Source organism: Providencia sp. wls1943 (genome assembly GCF_009706275.1).
Lineage (GTDB): Bacteria > Pseudomonadota > Gammaproteobacteria > Enterobacterales > Enterobacteriaceae > Providencia > Providencia zhijiangensis.
On the sequence record NZ_WLTU01000026.1, the window covers coordinates 142,230 to 162,483 of the forward strand.

General features: G+C 42.1%; 17 protein-coding genes and 1 pseudogene. 6 read left to right on the forward strand and 12 right to left on the reverse strand.

Annotated features, from left to right (window positions below):
• The first annotated feature begins 26 nt into the window (after positions 1–26).
• Complete coding sequence (locus tag GKR48_RS16520; RefSeq protein ID WP_154628855.1) at positions 27–356, forward strand: hypothetical protein; 330 nt, start codon at positions 27–29, stop codon at positions 354–356.
• Between the two features lie 16 nt (positions 357–372).
• Here the strand turns inward: GKR48_RS16520 and GKR48_RS16525 are convergent, their stop codons facing one another.
• From GKR48_RS16525 to pldA, 5 genes are all read right to left on the reverse strand, one after another.
• A complete protein-coding gene (locus tag GKR48_RS16525) occupies positions 373–1,170 on the reverse strand; it encodes a tetratricopeptide repeat protein (RefSeq protein WP_154628856.1) in 798 nt (265 codons plus the stop codon).
• Between the two features lie 262 nt (positions 1,171–1,432).
• On the reverse strand, positions 1,433–2,245 hold the full coding sequence (gene yigL / locus GKR48_RS16530) for a sugar/pyridoxal phosphate phosphatase YigL (RefSeq protein WP_154603064.1): 813 nt from the start codon (positions 2,243–2,245) through the stop codon (positions 1,433–1,435).
• 19 nt (positions 2,246–2,264) lie between these two features.
• On the reverse strand, positions 2,265–3,260 hold the full coding sequence (gene pldB / locus GKR48_RS16535; protein WP_154628857.1) for a lysophospholipase L2: 996 nt from the start codon (positions 3,258–3,260) through the stop codon (positions 2,265–2,267).
• Positions 3,261–3,269: 9 nt separating this feature from the next.
• Positions 3,270–5,096 carry an ATP-dependent DNA helicase RecQ gene (recQ, locus tag GKR48_RS16540; protein ID WP_272522569.1) on the reverse strand — a complete coding sequence of 609 codons (1,827 nt, stop codon included), beginning with the start codon at positions 5,094–5,096 and terminating at the stop codon, positions 3,270–3,272.
• Positions 5,097–5,188: 92 nt separating this feature from the next.
• A complete protein-coding gene (pldA, locus tag GKR48_RS16545; RefSeq protein WP_154628858.1) occupies positions 5,189–6,082 on the reverse strand; it encodes a phospholipase A in 894 nt (297 codons plus the stop codon).
• Positions 6,083–6,232: 150 nt separating this feature from the next.
• Between pldA and GKR48_RS16550 the strand changes: the two genes are divergently transcribed.
• The 5 genes and pseudogenes from GKR48_RS16550 to GKR48_RS16575 form a co-directional block, all read left to right on the forward strand.
• Complete coding sequence (locus GKR48_RS16550; protein ID WP_154628859.1) at positions 6,233–6,703, forward strand: thioesterase family protein; 471 nt, start codon at positions 6,233–6,235, stop codon at positions 6,701–6,703.
• A 167-nt stretch (positions 6,704–6,870) separates the two neighbouring features.
• A complete protein-coding gene (gene rarD, locus GKR48_RS16555; protein ID WP_154603067.1) occupies positions 6,871–7,764 on the forward strand; it encodes an EamA family transporter RarD in 894 nt (297 codons plus the stop codon).
• A gap of 683 nt (positions 7,765–8,447) precedes the next feature.
• A complete protein-coding gene (locus tag GKR48_RS16560; protein ID WP_132496322.1) occupies positions 8,448–9,821 on the forward strand; it encodes an APC family permease in 1,374 nt (457 codons plus the stop codon).
• 96 nt (positions 9,822–9,917) lie between these two features.
• Complete coding sequence (locus GKR48_RS16565) at positions 9,918–11,639, forward strand: amidohydrolase (protein ID WP_154628860.1); 1,722 nt, start codon at positions 9,918–9,920, stop codon at positions 11,637–11,639.
• A gap of 791 nt (positions 11,640–12,430) precedes the next feature.
• A pseudogene (locus tag GKR48_RS16575) lies at positions 12,431–12,942 on the forward strand (RtcB family protein); the annotation flags it as partial.
• A 55-nt stretch (positions 12,943–12,997) separates the two neighbouring features.
• Here the strand turns inward: GKR48_RS16575 and GKR48_RS16580 are convergent.
• From GKR48_RS16580 to GKR48_RS16610, 7 genes are all read right to left on the reverse strand, one after another.
• Complete coding sequence (locus tag GKR48_RS16580) at positions 12,998–13,705, reverse strand: hypothetical protein (RefSeq protein WP_230088709.1); 708 nt, start codon at positions 13,703–13,705, stop codon at positions 12,998–13,000.
• A 188-nt stretch (positions 13,706–13,893) separates the two neighbouring features.
• A complete protein-coding gene (locus tag GKR48_RS16585) occupies positions 13,894–14,478 on the reverse strand; it encodes a 2OG-Fe(II) oxygenase (RefSeq protein ID WP_154628862.1) in 585 nt (194 codons plus the stop codon).
• A 261-nt stretch (positions 14,479–14,739) separates the two neighbouring features.
• On the reverse strand, positions 14,740–15,516 hold the full coding sequence (locus GKR48_RS16590; protein WP_154628863.1) for a hypothetical protein: 777 nt from the start codon (positions 15,514–15,516) through the stop codon (positions 14,740–14,742).
• A 165-nt stretch (positions 15,517–15,681) separates the two neighbouring features.
• The gene (uvrD, locus tag GKR48_RS16595; protein ID WP_154628864.1) at positions 15,682–17,844 is read right to left on the reverse strand and encodes a DNA helicase II; all 2,163 of its coding nucleotides are present in this window, start codon (positions 17,842–17,844) and stop codon (positions 15,682–15,684) included.
• Between the two features lie 64 nt (positions 17,845–17,908).
• Positions 17,909–18,625 carry a 5-amino-6-(5-phospho-D-ribitylamino)uracil phosphatase YigB gene (gene yigB, locus GKR48_RS16600; RefSeq protein ID WP_154628865.1) on the reverse strand — a complete coding sequence of 239 codons (717 nt, stop codon included), beginning with the start codon at positions 18,623–18,625 and terminating at the stop codon, positions 17,909–17,911.
• Positions 18,625–19,554, reverse strand: a complete 930-nt coding sequence (xerC, locus tag GKR48_RS16605; protein WP_154628866.1) for a tyrosine recombinase XerC — start codon at positions 19,552–19,554, stop codon at positions 18,625–18,627. Before xerC ends, yigB begins: the two co-directional genes overlap by 1 nt.
• Complete coding sequence (locus GKR48_RS16610) at positions 19,536–20,240, reverse strand: DUF484 family protein (RefSeq protein ID WP_154628867.1); 705 nt, start codon at positions 20,238–20,240, stop codon at positions 19,536–19,538. Before GKR48_RS16610 ends, xerC begins: the two co-directional genes overlap by 19 nt.
• Positions 20,241–20,254: the final 14 nt, after the last annotated feature.

The following is a 20,254-nucleotide window of genomic DNA, read 5'->3' on the forward strand; positions in this document are numbered from 1 at the left end:
TTTTTCATCATAGAAAAGGCAGAATAATGACCCAAGCAGTAGAAATCCAAGACGAATCTATCAAATTGAAAATTGCACAGTATGAGCGTGTCGGCTCCATTCTGTTTTTTCTGATCCCGTTGGTGATTTTGCTGATTGTCGGAAAGGATTTTGCCTTTAATACGCTCTATCTGTGGCAAGGATTCAGCCTGCTGTATTTAGTGGTTTACCGTTTGAAGGTTCGTCAATTGTCGACAAAAACGCTGCAACTGAGTGTACGCCGAGGATGGGGATATAATCGGTTTTACCGATTTTGCTGGGGATATTTGATTCTGTCTGTGATTGGATTAACGGGATACCTGTTGATATCCCGTTAAATTAATATTGAGCGAATTAGCTTTCTTCGCTATTACCGTAGGTTTTAATGTAGTTATCAGCCAGTTTTTGCGCTTGTTTCAGCTCTTTTGCGTTCAACTGCTCTGCGATTTTTTTCTGTAAACGTTGGCTCTCTTTATTGCCACTATAAACCGCGGTAGACAGCCATGCATACGCTTGCTGTAAGTTCTTTTTCACCCCTTTCCCTTCAGAGTACATCACCCCTAAACGGTCTTGAGAATTTGCATCACGCTGTTTTGCCGCTTTTCTGAACCAAAACACCGCTTTTTCATTATCTAATGCGACACCACTACCAATCGAGTACATTTGCCCGATTTTGAATTGCGCGATCACATTGCCGCCTTGCGCTGCCTTTCGAAACCAGTATGCGGCTTTTTCTAGATCTTGCTTCACCCCTAAGCCTTGTGAATACATGGTGGCCATGTTGGTTTCCGCACGAGTATCGCCATTTTTAGCCGCTTCTTCGTACCATAACATCGCTTTATCGTAGTCACGACGCACACCAAAGCCATTAACGTACATAGTACCTAATCGGAATTGAGCATCTGAATTGCCTTGATCCCCCGCTTTGATAAACCATTCTGCGGCCACTTTGGAATCTTGAGAAACGCCCTGACCTTTAAAATAACGCTCTCCTAAAAGGAACTGAGAAGCGGGATCACCTTTTTCAGCTAACTGCGTAATTTGCTCTATCGTCGTCTGTTCACTGGCGGTCGTTGGTTTCACCGGTGTAGCCAGTAATAATGAACTATAACAAACAGATCCTAACAACAGCGCTAACGCAATTTTTTTCATCCTAAGTAACCCTCAACAGTGCAGTATGGCAACTGGCGACACAGTAATACCCGTTATTATCGGCTGATTTGGCAGATTATACAGCCTAAACTCGCTTTTCATCTGAACTAGTTTAAATTTACTCGTCAGAAGACAAAATAGGATAAACACCTTAATTTTGATGAATAGCACTTTTCGTTATCATTCATGACAAAAGGCAAATAAAAAGCCAGATAGTTTTTTATTCTATCTGGCTTTCTGTTTATACACATAGAAAAAATGGTTATTTGTTGTCTAAATATTTACTTCTCAAATAACGAGCAACCGCATCATCTTGGTTAGACCCGATAACTTCCATCTGAGGTAAAGCATCTTTCAGCAACTGATGAGCATTTTGCATAATGCAGCCCTTGCCCGCTAACTTCAGCATCTCTTTGTCATTCATGCCATCACCAAACGCGATGCAATCATGTGTTCCATAACCATGCAATGCTGTGACTTGTTTCAATGCTTCCCCTTTAGAAACGGAGCCCGCCATCACTTCAAGGCAGCTATGCAAGGAGAAAGTAACATGAACCTTGTCCTGCCAACGACGTTGAATACGCTGTTGCAGATCTACCAGTAAATCATGATCTTCACTGGTGTAATACACTTTACAGACTTCCGATGTTGGGAAATTACGGGGATCAAACAGTTGGTAATTAAATACAGATTCTTTGAAAAACTCTTTCTGCTCTGGGCTTTCCCGGTTAATAAACCAATCATCGCCATGGTAGTAATTGGTGAGAATTTCTGGGTGATCAAACTCCATTAAGCACAGTTCTTTCGCTATCTGCGAGTCAACGTTGTTCGCAAAAATAAGGTCGCCATTGGTGTTATGAATACGCGCTCCATTCGAGGTGATCATATAAGCATCAATCCCCAGACCGTCGCGGATCTGTGCAACATCAATATGATGGCGCCCCGTCGCGAATACAAATCGTACTTCTTCGGTCGCGACAAGCTGCTTAAGAGTGTCTTTGGTATACAGGGTTAAATCATGATTGGGAGATAAAAGTGTTCCGTCCAAATCGGAAGCAACAACCGGATATTTCATACAAGATCCCTAATTATGGCTAATGCTGCTCAAAAAAATCACAAATTGCATTGAGGGCCATGGCTCTCAATGCATCTATTTCAAACAGGATTTCGTGGTGAGCCCCTTCGATAATGAGGGGTAATTTTTCTTCTCGTCCTGCTTGCGCTTTTTGCCGACTTTGACAAAAAGCTTGTAGCTCTCGATTACTGACTACCTTCTCTTCGCTCGCTTCAAGGAGCATCAGAGGGGTTTCAATCTCTCCCGCTTTCGCAACCAGCTCTTTACCAATCGCAAAACTTTCTCGTAACCAGTGGTAAGTTGGACCACCGAGACGTAATTCAGGATAATCCGCATAGTAGCGTAAATAGCGTCGATAACGCTCCTGACTATGGGTTAACACATTGATTAAATAAGGTAATGGATGCCATTTTCCCGTAGAAACTGCATAATCATTTCGCACACTGCGGCGCGGTTCTGCACGCTCAACAATAAAGCTCGCGAGCCAATGAGGCATCGGTAAATTAACGCCAATCATGGGAGCGCACAATGCGGCAGCGTCAAATGTCACGCTATCTCGGAGTAAGTACCCAGCAAGGATAGCGCCTCCCATCGAATGAGCCAGCGCATAGCATTTAGGATAGTGGCGATCTCTCACTTCTAAATCAATGAATTTTTCAAAATCATCGATGTAATCTGTGAATTTTTCAACGTGCCCTTTTTGGGGATCCGCCAACATACGGCCAGATCGCCCTTGTCCACGATGATCAATAATAAAAACATCGAACCCTAAATGATAAAAATCGTAGGCGACTTCAGGGTATTTAACGTAACTTTCACTGCGACCCGGTGAGATAACTACGGCTTTATGGTGCTTTGCATGAATAAAACGCACATAACGAATAGGAATGTCATCAACGCCAAGAAACTCAGCTTCTTCACGTAATTGCCAAAAATCTAAAAGCGGACCGTTGGTAAAGGCCGAAAACTCAGTTTCTCGATTTAACCAACTGGCTTTTAGACTATCTGGCGACATGGGGTTTCCTCATTCATAACCTTCTAGATGGTCTTGGATGAGTGTCATAAACGCCTCACCAAAACGCTCTAATTTTTTCTCACCAACCCCATTAATCAGTAATAATTCAACGGGTTTGGTTGGGCAATGCTCTGCCATTTCTATCAACGTTGCATCGTTGAAAACCACAAAAGGCGGGATATTTTCTTCATCCGCAATGGATTTACGTAATTTACGCAATTTGGCAAACAGCTTCTTATCATAATTGCCATGATAAATTTTGTTTTGTTGATTCCGGCTTTTGGTGACTAAAACGCGTGGAACCGCTAACTGTAATGGCATTTCACCACGCAGAATGGGCCTAGCCGCTTCCGTTAACTGTAATGCGGAGAAATGCGCGATATTTTGAGTGATCATGCCTAAATGAATTAATTGACGTAAAACGCTTACCCAATGTTCATTAGTCTGCTCTTTACCAATACCATACACCGGTAGTTTATCGTGCCCTAAGTCGCGAATTCGCTGATTGTTAGCGCCTCGTAGCACCTCAACAATATAGCCAATACCAAACCGCTGCCCAACGCGATAAATACAAGAAAGTGCTTTTTGCGCATCCATCAGCCCATCATAACGTTTTGGAGGATCAAGGCAGATATCACAGTTACCACAAGGCTTTTGGCGATTTTCGCCGAAATAGTTTAGTAAAACCAGGCGACGACAGGTTTGCGCTTCGGCAAAGGCAGCAATGGCATTTAATTTATGACGTTCAATATCCTGCTGCATTCCCGCTGGTTTTTCTTCTAAACATCGACGGAGCCACGCCATATCAGCAGGATCGTAAAATAGAATGGCTTCGGCTTCGACGCCATCACGCCCTGCTCGTCCCGTTTCTTGGTAATACGCTTCAATGTTACGAGGAATATCAAAGTGCGCCACAAAACGGACGTTGGACTTGTTAATTCCCATTCCAAATGCCACGGTCGCAACCACAATTTGCAGGTTATCTTTCAAGAACGCATCTTGTACCCAGTCACGCTGGGCACTCTCCAAACCAGCATGGTAAGCAGCGACACTCAAGCCACGTTTTTGTAATCTTTCCGCGGTTTCTTCAACTTTACTACGGCTATTACAGTAAACAATCCCTGACTTACCTTTCTGAGCCTTAATAAAAAACCATAATTGATCTAACGGTTTATATTTCTCGACTAAAGTATAGCGGATGTTCGGGCGGTCAAAGCTGCTCACATGAACTAATGGGTCATTAAGCTCGAGTAAGCGAATAATATCAGCGCGCGTGGTTTCATCTGCTGTAGCAGTCAGCGCCATCACGGGCACATTTGGTAAGGAATGGCGTAATTGACCTAATGAACGATATTCAGGACGGAAATCATGGCCCCATTGGGAAATACAGTGCGCTTCATCTACTGCTAATAAGGCGATATCCCAGCTACCAATTTGCTGAATGAAATAGTCAGTCAGTAAACGCTCTGGTGCCACATACAGAAGTTTGATTTTCCCTTGAGCGCATAATTCCATAATTTGGCGCTGCTCTAGAGGGGTTTGTGAAGAATTCAAACACGCCGCTTCAACACCGTGTAACTTGAGTTGATCAACTTGATCCTTCATTAAGGAGATTAAAGGTGATACCACCAGCGTAATGCCTTGTTTAACCAGCGCAGGCACTTGGTAGCAGAGTGATTTTCCACCCCCTGTTGGCATCAATACTAAGCAGTCACGACCATCGAGAATACCGCCAATGACAGCATCTTGCCCCGGACGAAAGGATTGGTAACCGAACGTGCTATTGAGCACATTTTCAGCCAGTGAAAGTTGATTGATAACGCAAGCGGTAGACACGAATTCCCTCTAGAGGTTGAAACAAATAGCTGCCCGAAAAGAGCAGCTATTAGCAAGATATTACCCTGAAATGACTGGGATGTCTGCCCAGATCACATGATATCGTTAAGCATCACACCGATACCAAAACGTGTTTGGCGATAGTCATAGTCTATCATCGACTCACCATAACCGCTAAACAGTTGGGTATACAAGCGCACGTGCTTTGTCATTGGGTAGCTCCAACCCAACTCGGCATTACCATACCCTGAATTCCAGTTATAGTGTCCGGCAGCTGAAATAACGCTATCCCCAAGTGCATACCCCACTTTTACGCGGTAATAACCGAGATATTTATTAATATCTGGGTTGTCATCACTGCTTTCGCTTTCAGGAATGCGGTACCACGGTTTTAACTCAACTTGCCAATCCCCTCTTTGTGCCATCGCTCGGGCATAAACTCGGTTCCAGCTACGTGATGTAGGATCTGAACGACCGTTCGACTCGTGGTTAAAACCTGTTTCAAACTCACGTAACGTCCAGCCTGCAAATTGGTTATCTAGCGCCCAACCCACAAAAATTTGGGGTTGATAGTTGGTTTCACGAAATGGCGAAGATTCTTTCTTATTGCTTAATTGCCACCAAGAACGCTGAGTATAAGATGCCGCAAGAACCGAGTTTTCCCCCGCAATTCCACGCCAAATAGGAAACGCCAAGCTCAATTGGAATTTCACTTCATCTTTCAGTGCATCATTACCCCAATCATAACTCGCGATGGCTTTCTTATTTATCGAAGACGTATAGGTATAAATGATGTAATTGGGTTCATAAGGATACAGAACGAATGGGTTATCATAATTTTGCAGTAACCCCGAAATAATACTTCCGCGAACGGGTGTATGATTTTCAGTATCCTGCTGTGCCGGTTCGTTGGTATTGTCAGATGCAAAAAGTGAAACAGACCAGAAACAGAGCACAGAACTCAACAACATTTGTAAAGCGCGCATTTGCCATTCCTATTTCAACTGCGGTGAAAAAATTTGTCTCATTTTACACCGAAAAACGATCAACCGCTGAAAGATTATTCATTTGTTTTCTAGATATTAGCACATACATAATGTTAACTTATCATTAACATCACAAACAAGGATCCTAAAATGAATGACCGCATCTATACCTTCGAAGAAGCCAGCAAATTTATGAGTGATGCATTTATCTATAGAATGCCTTTTAATCAATTACTTGGAATTGAGCTTTTACAAATGACGGATGACTTAGTCCAGCTATCTGTGAAAAATCGCCCTGAGCTGATCGGTAATTTCACCCAAAATATTCTGCATGGTGGCGTGATTGCATCCTTATTAGATGTGGCGGGCGGCATGGTGTGTATTAACCGGATCCTGCAACGCATTGAGCCTCTCGTGCATCAAGACATTGCCGAAAAGATGTCCAAAATGGGCACCATTGACTTGCGCGTTGACTATTTGCGCCCTGGCCGCGGAGAGTTTTTTATCGCGAGCGCCAGCTTACTACGCGATGGTAATAAAATCGCCGTGACCCGCTGTGAATTACATAATGAGAAAAATCAGCATATTGCCACTGCGACAGCGACCTATTTGATTGGATAATGTGAACAAATTGCATGAAACAATTTGGTAAATAATTAATAACCTCATTAACTAATAGCTTGTAAAAAAACCTGAGCAATGTCACATTAACGACATCACAAATAGAGCCTCTTACATTCTTGGTTTCGATCTCTCAGTTTGACTTTATATCACTTTCAGAGCTATTCATGAGCCAACAAAATACTACCAAAGGCGTACTATGTGCCTTAGGCGCTTATTTTATTTGGGGTGTCGCTCCCATTTATTTTAAATCCATCAAAGAAGTACCAGCTGAAGAAATTTTGACTCACCGTATTATTTGGTCATTCTTCTTTATGCTGTTATTACTGACAGTTACGCGCCATTGGAATTATTTCCGCCAAATATTAAAGCAGCCTAAAAAGATCTTAATTTTAGGTGTGACCGCCGTGACAATTGCGTCTAACTGGCTGATTTATATCTGGGCGGTGAATAATGGGCATATGCTGCAAGCCAGCTTAGGGTATTTTATCAACCCTCTGGTTAACGTCTTGTTTGGCATGATATTTTTACATGAGCGCTTCCGCCGAATGCAATGGGTTGCGGTCGGATTAGCACTCACCGGCGTATTAATTCAACTCTGGCAATTTGGCTCCGTGCCAATCATTGGATTAAGCCTTGCCGTGACGTTTGCCACCTACGGTTTATTACGTAAAAAATTGGGTGTCGATGCACAAATTGGTATGACATTTGAAACCTTATGGTTACTCCCTGTCGGTATTATCTTCCTGCTATTCTTTGCAGATAGCCCGACAAGCAACATGACCATGAACAGCTGGCATTTAAACATTCTCCTGATTGCAGCGGGGATTATTACTACGGTGCCATTGTTACTGTTTACTGAAGCAGCTAACCATTTAAGACTATCAACATTAGGGTTCTTCCAATATTTAGGCCCAAGCATCATGTTCTTACTTGCCGTCTTTGTGTATGGTGAAGTGATGACCCAAGAATTGTTAATTACATTTGGTTTTATCTGGGTTGCATTAATTTTATTTACTTTAGATGCTTTATATACACAGCAGAAACTCAGAAGAAAATAGAATTTAATTTTCTCTATTATGGGCATTCGTGCCCATAATATCTGACTTAAATTAATATTAACCTGTATATTATATTACTCATTTAATGCACGTTTCATTTAATGGAACTAAAAAGGTTAAATTATTTAATATAACCAGCGTATTTTTATTAAAAATAATTTACCTTTTGGGTATTTTTCTCTTGTTTTAGTTAATTTCAAAATCAAACATTTTATTGTTAAATTTCAATGCATTATAAAATATTTTATTCCTTGATTTTATCGAAAATTTGATTCATATTTAACTTACGTTAAATTCCACCTTATTAATACACATTTCAAATATCAACCCATTGAAATAAAACAGTATATTTATTTGTTGAAATAAATGATTGCTTAATAGGAACTTGATAATTATATTGTACGCCGCTTGTATTCACCCCAGCGGATGGTAATGGTCCGATTCATTACTGACGTTTCATTAAAGTGCGCACGATGACAGTGATTTATATTCTGTCCTGGTGCGAGGTTTTCTGAAATTGAATACAAGGCGTCTATCCACATACCTAATTAAATGATTTGTGTATGTAAAAAACAAAACATGTAGTGCTATAGCTCAAGTTATATGGCTGCATTTTAGGTTCACTCGGCCTGTGTATTCAGACAGAGTTAACGTTGTTAAGGGCTTTTGGGAAGGGCTTCAAAATGCAACAGAATACCGTTCAAATGAAACGTGTACTGACCACCCCTGCGTTAGTATTTTTCGGGCTGGCCTATATGGTGCCGCTCGGAATTTTTACCACCTATGGACAAGTGACTGTATTAAGTGAAGGGCATCTACCTATCGCTTATTTAATTACGCTCGCTGCTGTCTTCTTTACCGCCATGAGCTATTGCCGTATGACCAGTGCACTCCCGCTTTCTGGGTCTGCTTATTCGTATGTGCAAAAAACCTTTGGCGGCACTCTTGGATTTCTTGTTGGTTGGGCACAACTGCTGGATTATCTATTTCTGCCGATTATTAACTACATTGCGATTGGGATCTTTGTCCACGAAGCTTTCCCGAACATCCCAATGCCAGTGATAATCTGCTCAACCATCGCTGTTGTCAGCATCATGAACATTTTGGGTATCAAATTGGTATCTTGGATGAATATGCTGATTATTCTGATGCAATTTGTCTTCATCGCCATCTTCTTGTACATCTGCTTGCAAAACGCGATGGTACTGGATGTTGAAGCCCTTATGGCACCGCTCACCGTGATGTCATCACAAGTGTCGGGGCTGTTTGCGGGTGCAGCGGTACTGTGTTTAGCCTTCTTGGGCTTTGATGCCATTTCAACCATGGCCGAAGAGACAAAAGACGCACGCCGTGCTTTACCGAAAGCGATTTTATATACCGTATTTATCGCGGGAGCCTTGTTTATTGCCATCTCTTACGGTGCACATTTAATGTATCCGGTATGGCAAGATTTTCTCCCTAATACGGATGTCGCCAGTATCGCGGTAATGCAGCAAGTGGGTGATAAAATGAAGTGGATCGGCGCCTCCTTGATGGCATCGAGCTTTATTACCGCTTATGTTATCGGTGTCTTTGCCTCTGCAATGACCTCGCAAGCCAGTATCGTGCGTATTTTCTATGCAATGGGTCGTGAAGGTGTGCTACCTCGCTCTATCTTTGCATATTTGCACCCGCGCCTGAATACACCGGTCTATTCCATTATCTTTGTGGCTGTGGCTTCGTTGATGTCGCTGGTGTTATCACTCAGCATGGTTGCGTCGATGATTAGCTTTGGTGCGCTGATAGCCTTTACCTTTGTGAACTTGTCAGTCATCAAACATTTCTACATTGACCGCAAAGCCTCCTTGGATAATACCAAGTTGCTCACTTGCCTGATCATGCCATCCATAGGGGTTGTTTTAACCTTATGGTTATGGACAAGCTTAGATGCAGAAGCCTTCACAGTCGGCTTATGCTGGCTAGCGGCAGGGGCAGGCTACCTCACGCTTCTGACTCATGGTTTTACTCGTCGTCCACCTGCTATCTCTGATGCCGAGACTGAGATGATTATCAATTAATCCTCCAGTACCTTTCGTTGATTATGGGGAAGCTTATCTTCCCCATTATTTTTTTGGTTCTGGCTCCGTAGGAGCCCCTGATACAGACGGTTTACGATGAATAATAAAATTGCTGATGTTATTTATTTCAACGGTTATATCTATACCGCAGACAGTCAAGATAGTGTTGTCGATGCTATCGCCTTGAAAGAAGGTTATATTCTTGCAACAGGGACTTCCGATGAATTACATCAATATGTTGGTCCAGAAACCGAGAGCATCGACCTTGAAGGCAAGATGATGATGCCAGGGATCATTGATGGACATATGCACCCATTTTGGGGCGGCATTCAGCTGTTCGGCTGCCATCTTAATTACGAATCCCTGACTATCGACCAAATTTTACAGCGCGTGCAAGATCACCTCGATAAAGATCCTCGCACGGGTGAAAATGACTGGCTAAAAGTCACTGCATGGTTACGCCAAGGCATGTTACCAGCAGGTATTGATATGTACCGTGAAGATATGGACAAGCTCAATACAAAACGCCCAGTCGTCCTATTTTCTAATGACTGCCATACTCTCTTAGCCAATAGCCGCGCCCTTGAATTATTCGGGATCACCAAAGACACCCCTGAGCCGCCAGATGGCAAAATTGGTAAGTATGAAAATGGTGAACTCAACGGAATTTTAGAAGATGCACCCGCTATGCGTGCTGCCGATAGCATTCCGTCTATCCGTGATGAGCAAGCAGTTGAAGTCGCTGAATTGGTTCAAAAAGTATTGAATCAGCAAGGCGTTACTATGGTGATGGATGCCCGCGTTTCTGAGCAACAATTAGAGGCTTTTCATCAGCTCCAGCAACGTGGTGAACTCACTTTACGTTTCCAAGCTGCACGCGAAATCACGCCTGATGATACCCCGAATGTGGCTGCCGTGGCTGCCGCTGTCGATAAAGCCGTGGCGTTCGCAAAAAAATGGCACCAAGCAGAATGGACTCCAGCGCCGGGTATCGGTCTGCGTAACATCAAAATGTTTGTGGATGGCGTGCTGCAATACCCAACCATGACTGCATCATTATTACAGCCATACCGCGTGAACAAAGGTACTGATTCAGCACCAAATTGGGTCGAAACCGATAATTACGGCGACCTCTATTTCACAGCTGAAATTCTGGATGAGCTGCTCGAAAAAATCGCCGCTGCGGGTTACGATCCTCACTTACATACCGTTGGTGAAGGTGCCGTCTCTATTGTACTGGATGCCATTGAGAAAATGCGTACGGCTCACCCAGAGAAAGATATCCGCCCAGGCCTTGCCCATAATGAACTGGTTGATGCCAAAGATTATGCCCGTTTTGCGCGCCTGAAAACCATTGCGTGCTTATCATTCCAGTGGGCAGCACCAACACCTGAGCTGGCTGCATTTGAGAAAAACATGCTGGGTGAAGCCCGCTTCCAGCAGCTAGAGCCGATCGCTAAATTTATTGATGCAGGTGCAGTAGTTGCTTTTGGTAGTGACTGGCCAATCGATGATTTTGACGAATGGTATGATTTGAAAGTCGCCGCAACCCGCCGTGGCCGTGATATTAATGGTCAGCCAGCCCCAAGACTGGATAATGACCGCAATATGACCGTGATCGAGGTTCTGCGTTCGGCAACGATTGACTCTGCTTATGCGCAACATCGTGAAGATGTTTTAGGATCGCTTGAGGCGGGTAAATTCGCGGATATGATCGTACTGGATCGCAATGTATTTACCATTCCTGCGGATGATATTGAAAATGTGAAAGTGTTACGTACCATTGTGGGCGGAAAAACGGTTCATATTGCTTCGTAGTTTTTTAATGAATTAAAATAGTAAAAAGAGCCCCAATTATATTGGGGCTCTTTAGTTTGGGTGCTTGATATCCCAACCGGTAATAGGAAAAAAGAAAGAGTGGGAAATTAGTTGTCATTAAATTGAATTAACTAAAATTAACTTCCCCACTCAGTGATTAATTGATTTCGTAATCCAATTTCACCTGAACGACTGTATTGTCATTATCAATATGCAAATAGCTTAATCTATCCTTTATTAAAAATGAGCAACCCAATATTGTTACGCAAATAGAAACTACAGCTATCATTGCGTACTTTGTCATTTCTCCTTGACCTCTCTTTTATTAAGAGGCACACTCCCGATTGTGTGGTTGGGAGTGCAGCCTCGTTGGTGAATATCACTAACGGGGCTTTTTCTTTCCCAGACCAAAAATAAATGCTTGAACTGAGTAAGATCAAGCACCCAGCAAAAGAGTCGCAAAGTTAAAATAACGAAAATATACCTGTTTGCGCTTATCTCAATGAAATATTTTTATAATATTAAAATTTAGAATCAAATATAAATTTAAGCTTTTAATTATTATTAGTCGTAAAAACAATTAATTTCTCATTTATTAATTAATTACTTTAGGATAAAGATTAATTTTACACTTTTGATTTTTTCCCTCATGCAAAAGAAAAAAGCGCCCGTTAATATCCGCCACGTTTTCATTCATTCAATTCACTGCAAGGAGGTTCATCATGACAACAATTAATCAAACTCTTTGTGGACAGCCTCAGAAATAGCCTTAAACGTTAAAAATCGTTTTAAACGTTAGTTCTATTGGTGGCGGTAACCATTTCGCTGAGTGCCAATCCGTCGATTAAAGTGCTGGATACGGAGTTATTTGCACAAAGTGGCTTGGATAAACAAAAACTCCTGTTACTCGTACACAGTGGCTTGCGTGGCTTAGGGCAATCTATTCTACGCCAATACGTCGAACAACATAGTCATAATGGGCTTAATGAAAATTCCGATGAGGCGGCAGCAAGTAAAAACTTCTGGCGAGCAATGTTTGGATTTGAACCATAACCTCGTAGAGCCTTGTCGTATTAATGGAGTTGATGGCTGACTACACCGCAAAGGCGCAGCTCCCTCTGATCGTGGTATGGTGATTATTCTCGGCTCTCGAGGCGATTACAGCTATTTGGTCTCGCCAGTGGCTAATGAGATTAGCTTGTATTCCCTCGCGCATGGCGCAGGTCGAAAATAGATGCGAACTGAGTGTAAAGGACGATTATCTCATCGCTACACGCCACTCCAATTGTCTCGAACATCCTTAAAGAATTTAAAAAACACGGGTGCCACACTATTTCGTGGCACCCTATTATCACCAATTAAGCATAATGAGGATAACCAAGATAAATATCACAAGCAGGATAAGCAGGGAACAATGAACTCATAGCATCATCCCCCATATAACAGCTATTTACAGAGTCCATCGCTGTTACGTATTCGATGAGCATCGATTCATTGTTATAGCCAAAACAATCGGGTATTTGAGGTTCATTCAGAATATCGAGCTCTGCGCCCACCGTCTCGGAAAAACGAATACGCTGTGCATCTAACGTTGCAAATTCTCCATTTATCCATTGATTTTGGATATATAGGGATATTACCGCATGCTGCACAAATGGGGAGTCTGAAGGGATTACTGAAGGAAATGGGTATTCCGTATTCGAAAATGACGCCAAACTCAGCTCTAGCGCATTAATACTGCCCATAACTTTATCAAAGTTATCTGCATCACCAATAGTATTAATATATTTTTCCATTTCCACGATCTTATTTTTAATAATTGAGAACTTTTCTTTATTATTATTTAAATTCATCTCTTCCTGATGTATGAACTTATCCGTAGGTTTAATCTCTCGGGTTGTGAAGGTATCTAAGCTTCTGTCTGTATGTTCTCTTAAAATATTAATATTTCTTTGCTGCTCTTTTACATAAACTTCAAACTTTTCGCTGTAATCTTCAAATTTCAACTTGAAAGAATTAAATTCGACTTGTGAATTAAATTCAAAGTTATTATTTAAATCCATCATATAATTCATCCTTTATTTATATTTAAAATAGAAAATAAACCGACCTGATTTTCATTGAAAATCAAAATTAAAATAATCTAAAGTATAAAAAATGACAAAATCATAGTTTATATATTACGTTTAGTTTTATTATTATGATGATTACATAACAACCAGCCCCCTAACGGGGGCGGCGTAAACGGAGAACGTTAAAGTATTTTTTCAGTTAAAAACCAACCCGCTATACTTTCACGCATACTTTCTGTGGGTAATACTTCATGAGGAAAATTTTCTGACATAAAAAAGATCATTCGCCCTGCAATCGGTTCTAACTTAAACAAATGATTATCTTCATGGTCATAAACAACCAATTCACCACTATCTTGAGGTTGCCATCGCTCATTCATATATAAAACCGTTGTGATTTTACGACGTCCAACCCCTCGAGGATTATCAACATGTTTTTTATAGAATCCGCCATTTGGATAGCGGCAAAAATGAGTTTCAAAATCTCGTAAGCCAAGATAAAGCTGTCGATTTAATTCTTGCCTAATGTGCTCCATCTTATCCATATAACGAGCAACGGCCTCCCCCATCTCGGGCTCTAGCCAAATTGTTTGGTCACCTCGGATACTTTTATTGCCCTGTAATGAATCACGGTGTCCAATGCGAGCATCTTGTAATTTATCGGGAATACAATCTTTAATGGTATGAATCTCTGACAGATTCAGAAAATCGTCCCACACATACCAACCTTGTGAAGCAAGTGAATCAATAAGTTGATTAATCGACATGATGAATCTAAGAATGGTTATTAGGTAACATTTTATACTTTATTATCATAAAAAATTAAAACTAAAAACGTAAATCTTGATGATTCAATAACTATATCAACGCTAATCACTAAAACATTATAATTTCTATAGTAAAATGAATAATTGTTTTCATATCATAAATATAGAAAAATAGGAGACAAAAAAAGGACTTAAACAAGGTTAAGTCCCTTATCTCATCAGAGATGAAAATTAGTTCACTAAGTGTAAAATTATTTCAAATCAAACACAAAATGCTGTTCGACCAATACCGCCACAGCCACATAAAGGGAGCGATGTTTTCACTGGTTCAATTTGACTTCCAACCATTGAACTACCTTCATGACCCTTATCAAATTCTGACGAATAGTGAGTCAGCATCTCGGTTTGATCAGACTGAGTTTTAAATACTTCAGGGTTTTTCATCGCCATAAATTTCTCTAATTCTAGAGATAAACTCTCTTTACGGATTTCATTTAATAGCAAATTCAGTTCATAGATTTCGTTTTCTAATTTTTCACTCTTTCGGTTGAAATCTGCTATTGGTGTAAAAATCCTCCCTCTCAGTCCATTGTGATTATGAAAATCTATTTTTTCGAATTTTTTTTCAGTCACAGTCCAACTATCTATATTATTCAAATCTTGATTTATTTCTTTAATAGAATAATCAATTTCATATTGACTATATGTTTTATCAATTGAATTTAAATTTAAAAGATCATCTCTTTGACGTAATAAATCTTTAGACAAAGAATTAAACCGTTTCTGTTGCTCTGCAACACTTTTCTTTATTTTATAATCTAAAGTACCTATTGTTTTTTTTGATTTCAGAAAACCAACTCTATCCGAATTAGATAATCCATCGCGAACAGAAGTCATATGGTCTCTTGCATTAACTGCGCTAAGCTCAGTTTCTTCGATGAGTGAATTAATTTTATTCACTTTAGAAATAGCTAAAATAATCTTATCACTTAACGGCTTAGATCTTATATACATAGGCTTAGATTTTACATGCATCATATAATATAAACTCCATTTTTCTAATTATCTGATTAAGAGAGGAAAATTATATTGAATGAAACTAAAAAAACAAATATTAATAATGTATACCTGAGCCAAAAAAAATAAGACAAATATATGTTCCAATGAAGCGCCTTTATTTTTGGTGCTCCATTGAATCTATATTTATATTGTTTCTAACCTAGCATAAGATGCAACCAGCCACTTAATTCCTTGCCCTTGAAAGGCAATTTGTAAGCGGCAATGTTCACCACTTCCTTCGAGATTAATAATCGTACCTTCGCCGAATTTAGGGTGCATGACTCGCTGCCCTAATGCATAACCCGAATCATTTTGGCTAATCGGTGTGCCAAGACGTTGATGGCTGACAGGACGTGAAACAGTGGCTCTTAATCGAACTTCCTCCACACACTCCGTCGGCAGTTCTCCAATAAAGCGTGAAGGACGATGGTAAACTTCTTTGCCATAAAGACGACGGCTTTCTGCATAAGTGATTGTCAATTTCACCATGGCGCGGGTGATACCCACGTAGGCAAGACGACGCTCCTCTTCTAAGCGCCCACTTTCATCCATCGACATTTGGCTTGGGAACATGCCTTCTTCCACGCCAACCATAAATACGACAGGAAATTCCAACCCTTTCGCTGAGTGCAACGTCATTAATTGCACTGCATCTTGGTTCGCATCTGCTTGCCCTTCTCCAGACTCGAGTGCAGCATGAGATAAAAATGCCTGCAATGGCATTAAATCTTGGTCTTCATCTTGATAGCTAAAATCGCGGGTTGCGTTGACTAACTCTTCCAAGTTTTCAATTCGCGCTTGAGCTTTTTCACCTTTTTCCTGCTCATACATTGCTCGCAAACCGGAGTCATTGATCACGCGATCAGCCTGCACATGCAGTGGCATCTCTTGAGTCTCTTTGGCTAACGCCTCAATTAACTCAAGGAAACGCTCGATGGAGCTTGCCGCTCGTCCACCCAAGACTTGCTCTCGAAGTAAGTACTCACAACTTTCCCATAATGTCAGTTGTTGATCCCGAGCGGTTTGGCGAACCGTATCCAGCGTACGCTCACCAATTCCCCGTGTTGGCGTGTTTACCACTCGCTCAAAAGAGGCGTCGTCGTTACGGTTAGCAATCAATCGGAGATAGGATAAGGCATCTTTGATCTCTTGGCGTTCAAAGAAGCGTTGACCACCATAAATACGGTATGCCATCGCGCCTTGAATTAACGCTTCTTCCATCACACGGGATTGGGCGTTGCTGCGATAAAGAATAGCGCAATCTTGCAGCGCACCACCGTTTTCATGCCACTGCTTAATCCGCCCAACCACATAGCGAGCTTCATCGAGCTCATTGAAGGCACAGTAAAGGGAAATCGGCTCACCATCACCGCCTTCCGTCCATAAATTCTTACCGAGACGGTCACTATTATTAGCGATCAGGGTATTTGCCGCTTTCAAGATATTGTTGGTAGAGCGGTAGTTTTGCTCAAGGCGGATAGTTTCTGCGCCGGGGAAGTCATTCAAGAAACGCTGAATATTTTCAACTTGAGCGCCACGCCAGCCATAGATTGACTGGTCATCATCGCCGACAATCATCACTTTGCCAGTTTCGCCCGCCAACACGCGGATCCACGCATATTGAATACTGTTGGTATCTTGGAACTCATCCACCAAAATATTGGTAAAACGCTCACGATAATGTTGAAGAACATGAGGCTTATTCAGCCATAGCTCATGAGCACGTAGCAATAATTCAGCAAAATCCACCAGCCCTGCGCGGTCACAGGCTTCTTGATAGGCTTGGTAGACTTTCAGCCATGTCGCTTCGACTGGATTACCATAACTTTCAACATGCTGAGGACGTAGTCCTTCATCTTTTTTACCGTTGATGTACCACATTCCCTGACGAGGCGGCCACTGCTTCTCATCAAGATTCATGGCTTTAAGCAGACGACGAATCAAACGGTATTGGTCATCACTATCGAGAATTTGGAAATCCTGCGGCAGATTCGCATCCAAGTAATGCTGGCGAAGTAAGCGGTGCGCGAGACCGTGGAAAGTACCGATCCACATACCGCCTTCGCTAGTACCCACCAACTGATTGATACGATGACGCATTTCTACGGCGGCTTTGTTGGTAAACGTCACGGCCATAATCGAAAATGGGGAGGCATTCTCCACCGACATGAGCCACGCAATGCGATGAACCAACACGCGTGTTTTACCGCTACCCGCCCCTGCGAGCACCAGTAAATTAGTACGCGGGGCGGCAACCGCTTCGCGCTGTTTGTCATTAAGACCTTCGAGCAGATATGAGACGTCCATAGTTACCATCAAAGCAAGACAGTGGCGGCTATCACCACCACTGTGTTTTTATACAGAGAAAGGATTATACCAATGACAAAAGAGAATCCAACCGACAAATTTCTACATGAGGTAATAAATGCCCTTCTTTCTCGTTCATCAGCGTTGAGTGGTCCACATTAAACCAGCAAGCTTGCATACCGCTATTAATCGCCCCTTCTACATCAGTAAGCAAATTATCACCAACATGTAAAATGGCACTCGGCTCGATATTCAAGCGTGTAGAGGCAAGATGGTACATATCGCAGCATGGCTTAGAACGCCCATCAGGCCCCGCTTTTAATACAAACTGAAAATATTGCCCCAGCCCACACGCTTGCGGCTCTGCATTACCATTCGTAATCGCCACCAGCGGTAATTTTTCGGCTAATTTTGCTAACGTTTCATGTGTAGATTGCGGGACATGAATTTGATTACGCCAGTAGGTAAAGTGCGCCATAATATCGTCCGCACCTTTGAGGGCATCCTCTTTATTATAACCATAGTGGCACAGCATCATTTTCGACGATAACCAGCGCCAGCGGGTAATATCATGGCGAATATCCGGCTCTTGTTCTTCCACAAGATAGCGAAATGCATAAATATCATCGTTCGTAAAATGATGAAAACGCGGGTCATATTCACGAATAAATCGTAAAACTTCTTCTTCCGTTTTATCAATCACGGGATGGTTGTCGTACAACGTATCATCCAAATCAAACGTCATCGCTTTGATGGGTGATAACGGACGGTAAAAGTGCATTAAGATTTCTCCCTCTTCGCTCGCGGATGTGCCACATCATAAACATTAGCGAGATGTTGGAAATCAAGATGGGTATAGATTTGGGTGGTAGAGAGATTAGCATGTCCTAATAACTCTTGTACTCCACGTAAATTACCACTTGATTCGAGAATATGAGTTGCAAAAGAGTGACGTAATTTATGGGGATTTATATGGCTATTCACCGCTTGTTTAATACCCCACTGCTCAAACCGCTTTTGCACATTACGATTCGAGATACGCTTACCACTTTTGGTGGAAATAAATACCGCACCATCAACAGGTTCGTACAATTCACGCATTTCAAGCCAGCGTTTTAGCCAGCTCACTGCCGTTTTTCCTAGGGGAATTTTACGTTCTTTACTACCTTTCCCCATCACCCAAACCTCACCTAAATTGAGGTCAAGGTGCTTCACATCCAAACCAACCAATTCAGAAAGACGTAATCCCGCGCCATACATCACTTCCAGCATGGTTCTATCTCGCACCACGAGTGGGTCGCCACTGTCCATGTTCAACAGTTGAGAAACTTCGTCCACATCCATATTTTTCGGCAGACGTTTTTTGGCTTTAGGGGCATGAATGGTTTTAACTGGGTTTGCTGGTAACTCGCCTTGCTGCACCATCCAATCACAGAAACTACGCAGTGCGGAAAGCCTTAATGCCATGCTCGCTGCTTGCAAGCCTGTTCGGCGACTCTTCGCGGCAATATTGCGCCCCACCGTCATATCCAATTGCTGCCATTGGCTCACTTTCAGTTCACCTAAAATTTGGCAAACCGCACCTAATTGGCGACGATAATTCGTTATCGTGACTGGACTTAACCGGCGTTCAACACGGAGGTAACGCAAGAAGGCTTCCACTTGAATCATCAGCCCTTCTGGCTGAATGTCTACAGGCGCTCTATCCATTGACATAATAACCTCGGTAGAATTTGAGCCACTTTTTCCAGCATTACCGTACCCATACCCTGTTGATAGTGTTCACGGTCACGGCTAGTAAATATTACCATGCCAGATTCCCCATGATGGCCAAACAGCGAAATAGCTACTGAGCCCACATTTTGGGCATCCGGAAGTAAAAGCTGGAGCTCAGGACCATTTAGTCGCCCAAGATAATTGAGGTTATCCCCAAAACGCTGAATACGTACGGGTTCAAAAACGCGGCGTGGGAGCACCAATTCGTAGGCATCCAATGGTGCAGATAATCGCCAGCTATCACTAAACAGGCGTACAGAAGCCCCTGATAGCCCAAGCTTTTTAGCCCAGCGATTCAACACAAACAGCATCTCCCGCAAACTATTTGCGGAAGACATTTCAATGACGAGATAAAGAAGCTCATCGAACAGTTGCCCATTTTCGTGGGCTTGTTCCACCATAAAGCGGATATCCTGCTCGAGATTTTTGATTTTTTGACGTTGACGACTCATCACCAATTCAGGAAGCGAAATAGCCTCCTGCACGGCATGAGGAACCTTGATATGTTCAGCAAGAGACACATTGCGAATAAAGAAATAAGGGTTCTGTTTTAAATATTGCACCACATCTTGCTCATCAATTAACTGAGCAATCTCTGGCACTTGTTCACGCTTATCCATTATTCCCCTCTTTA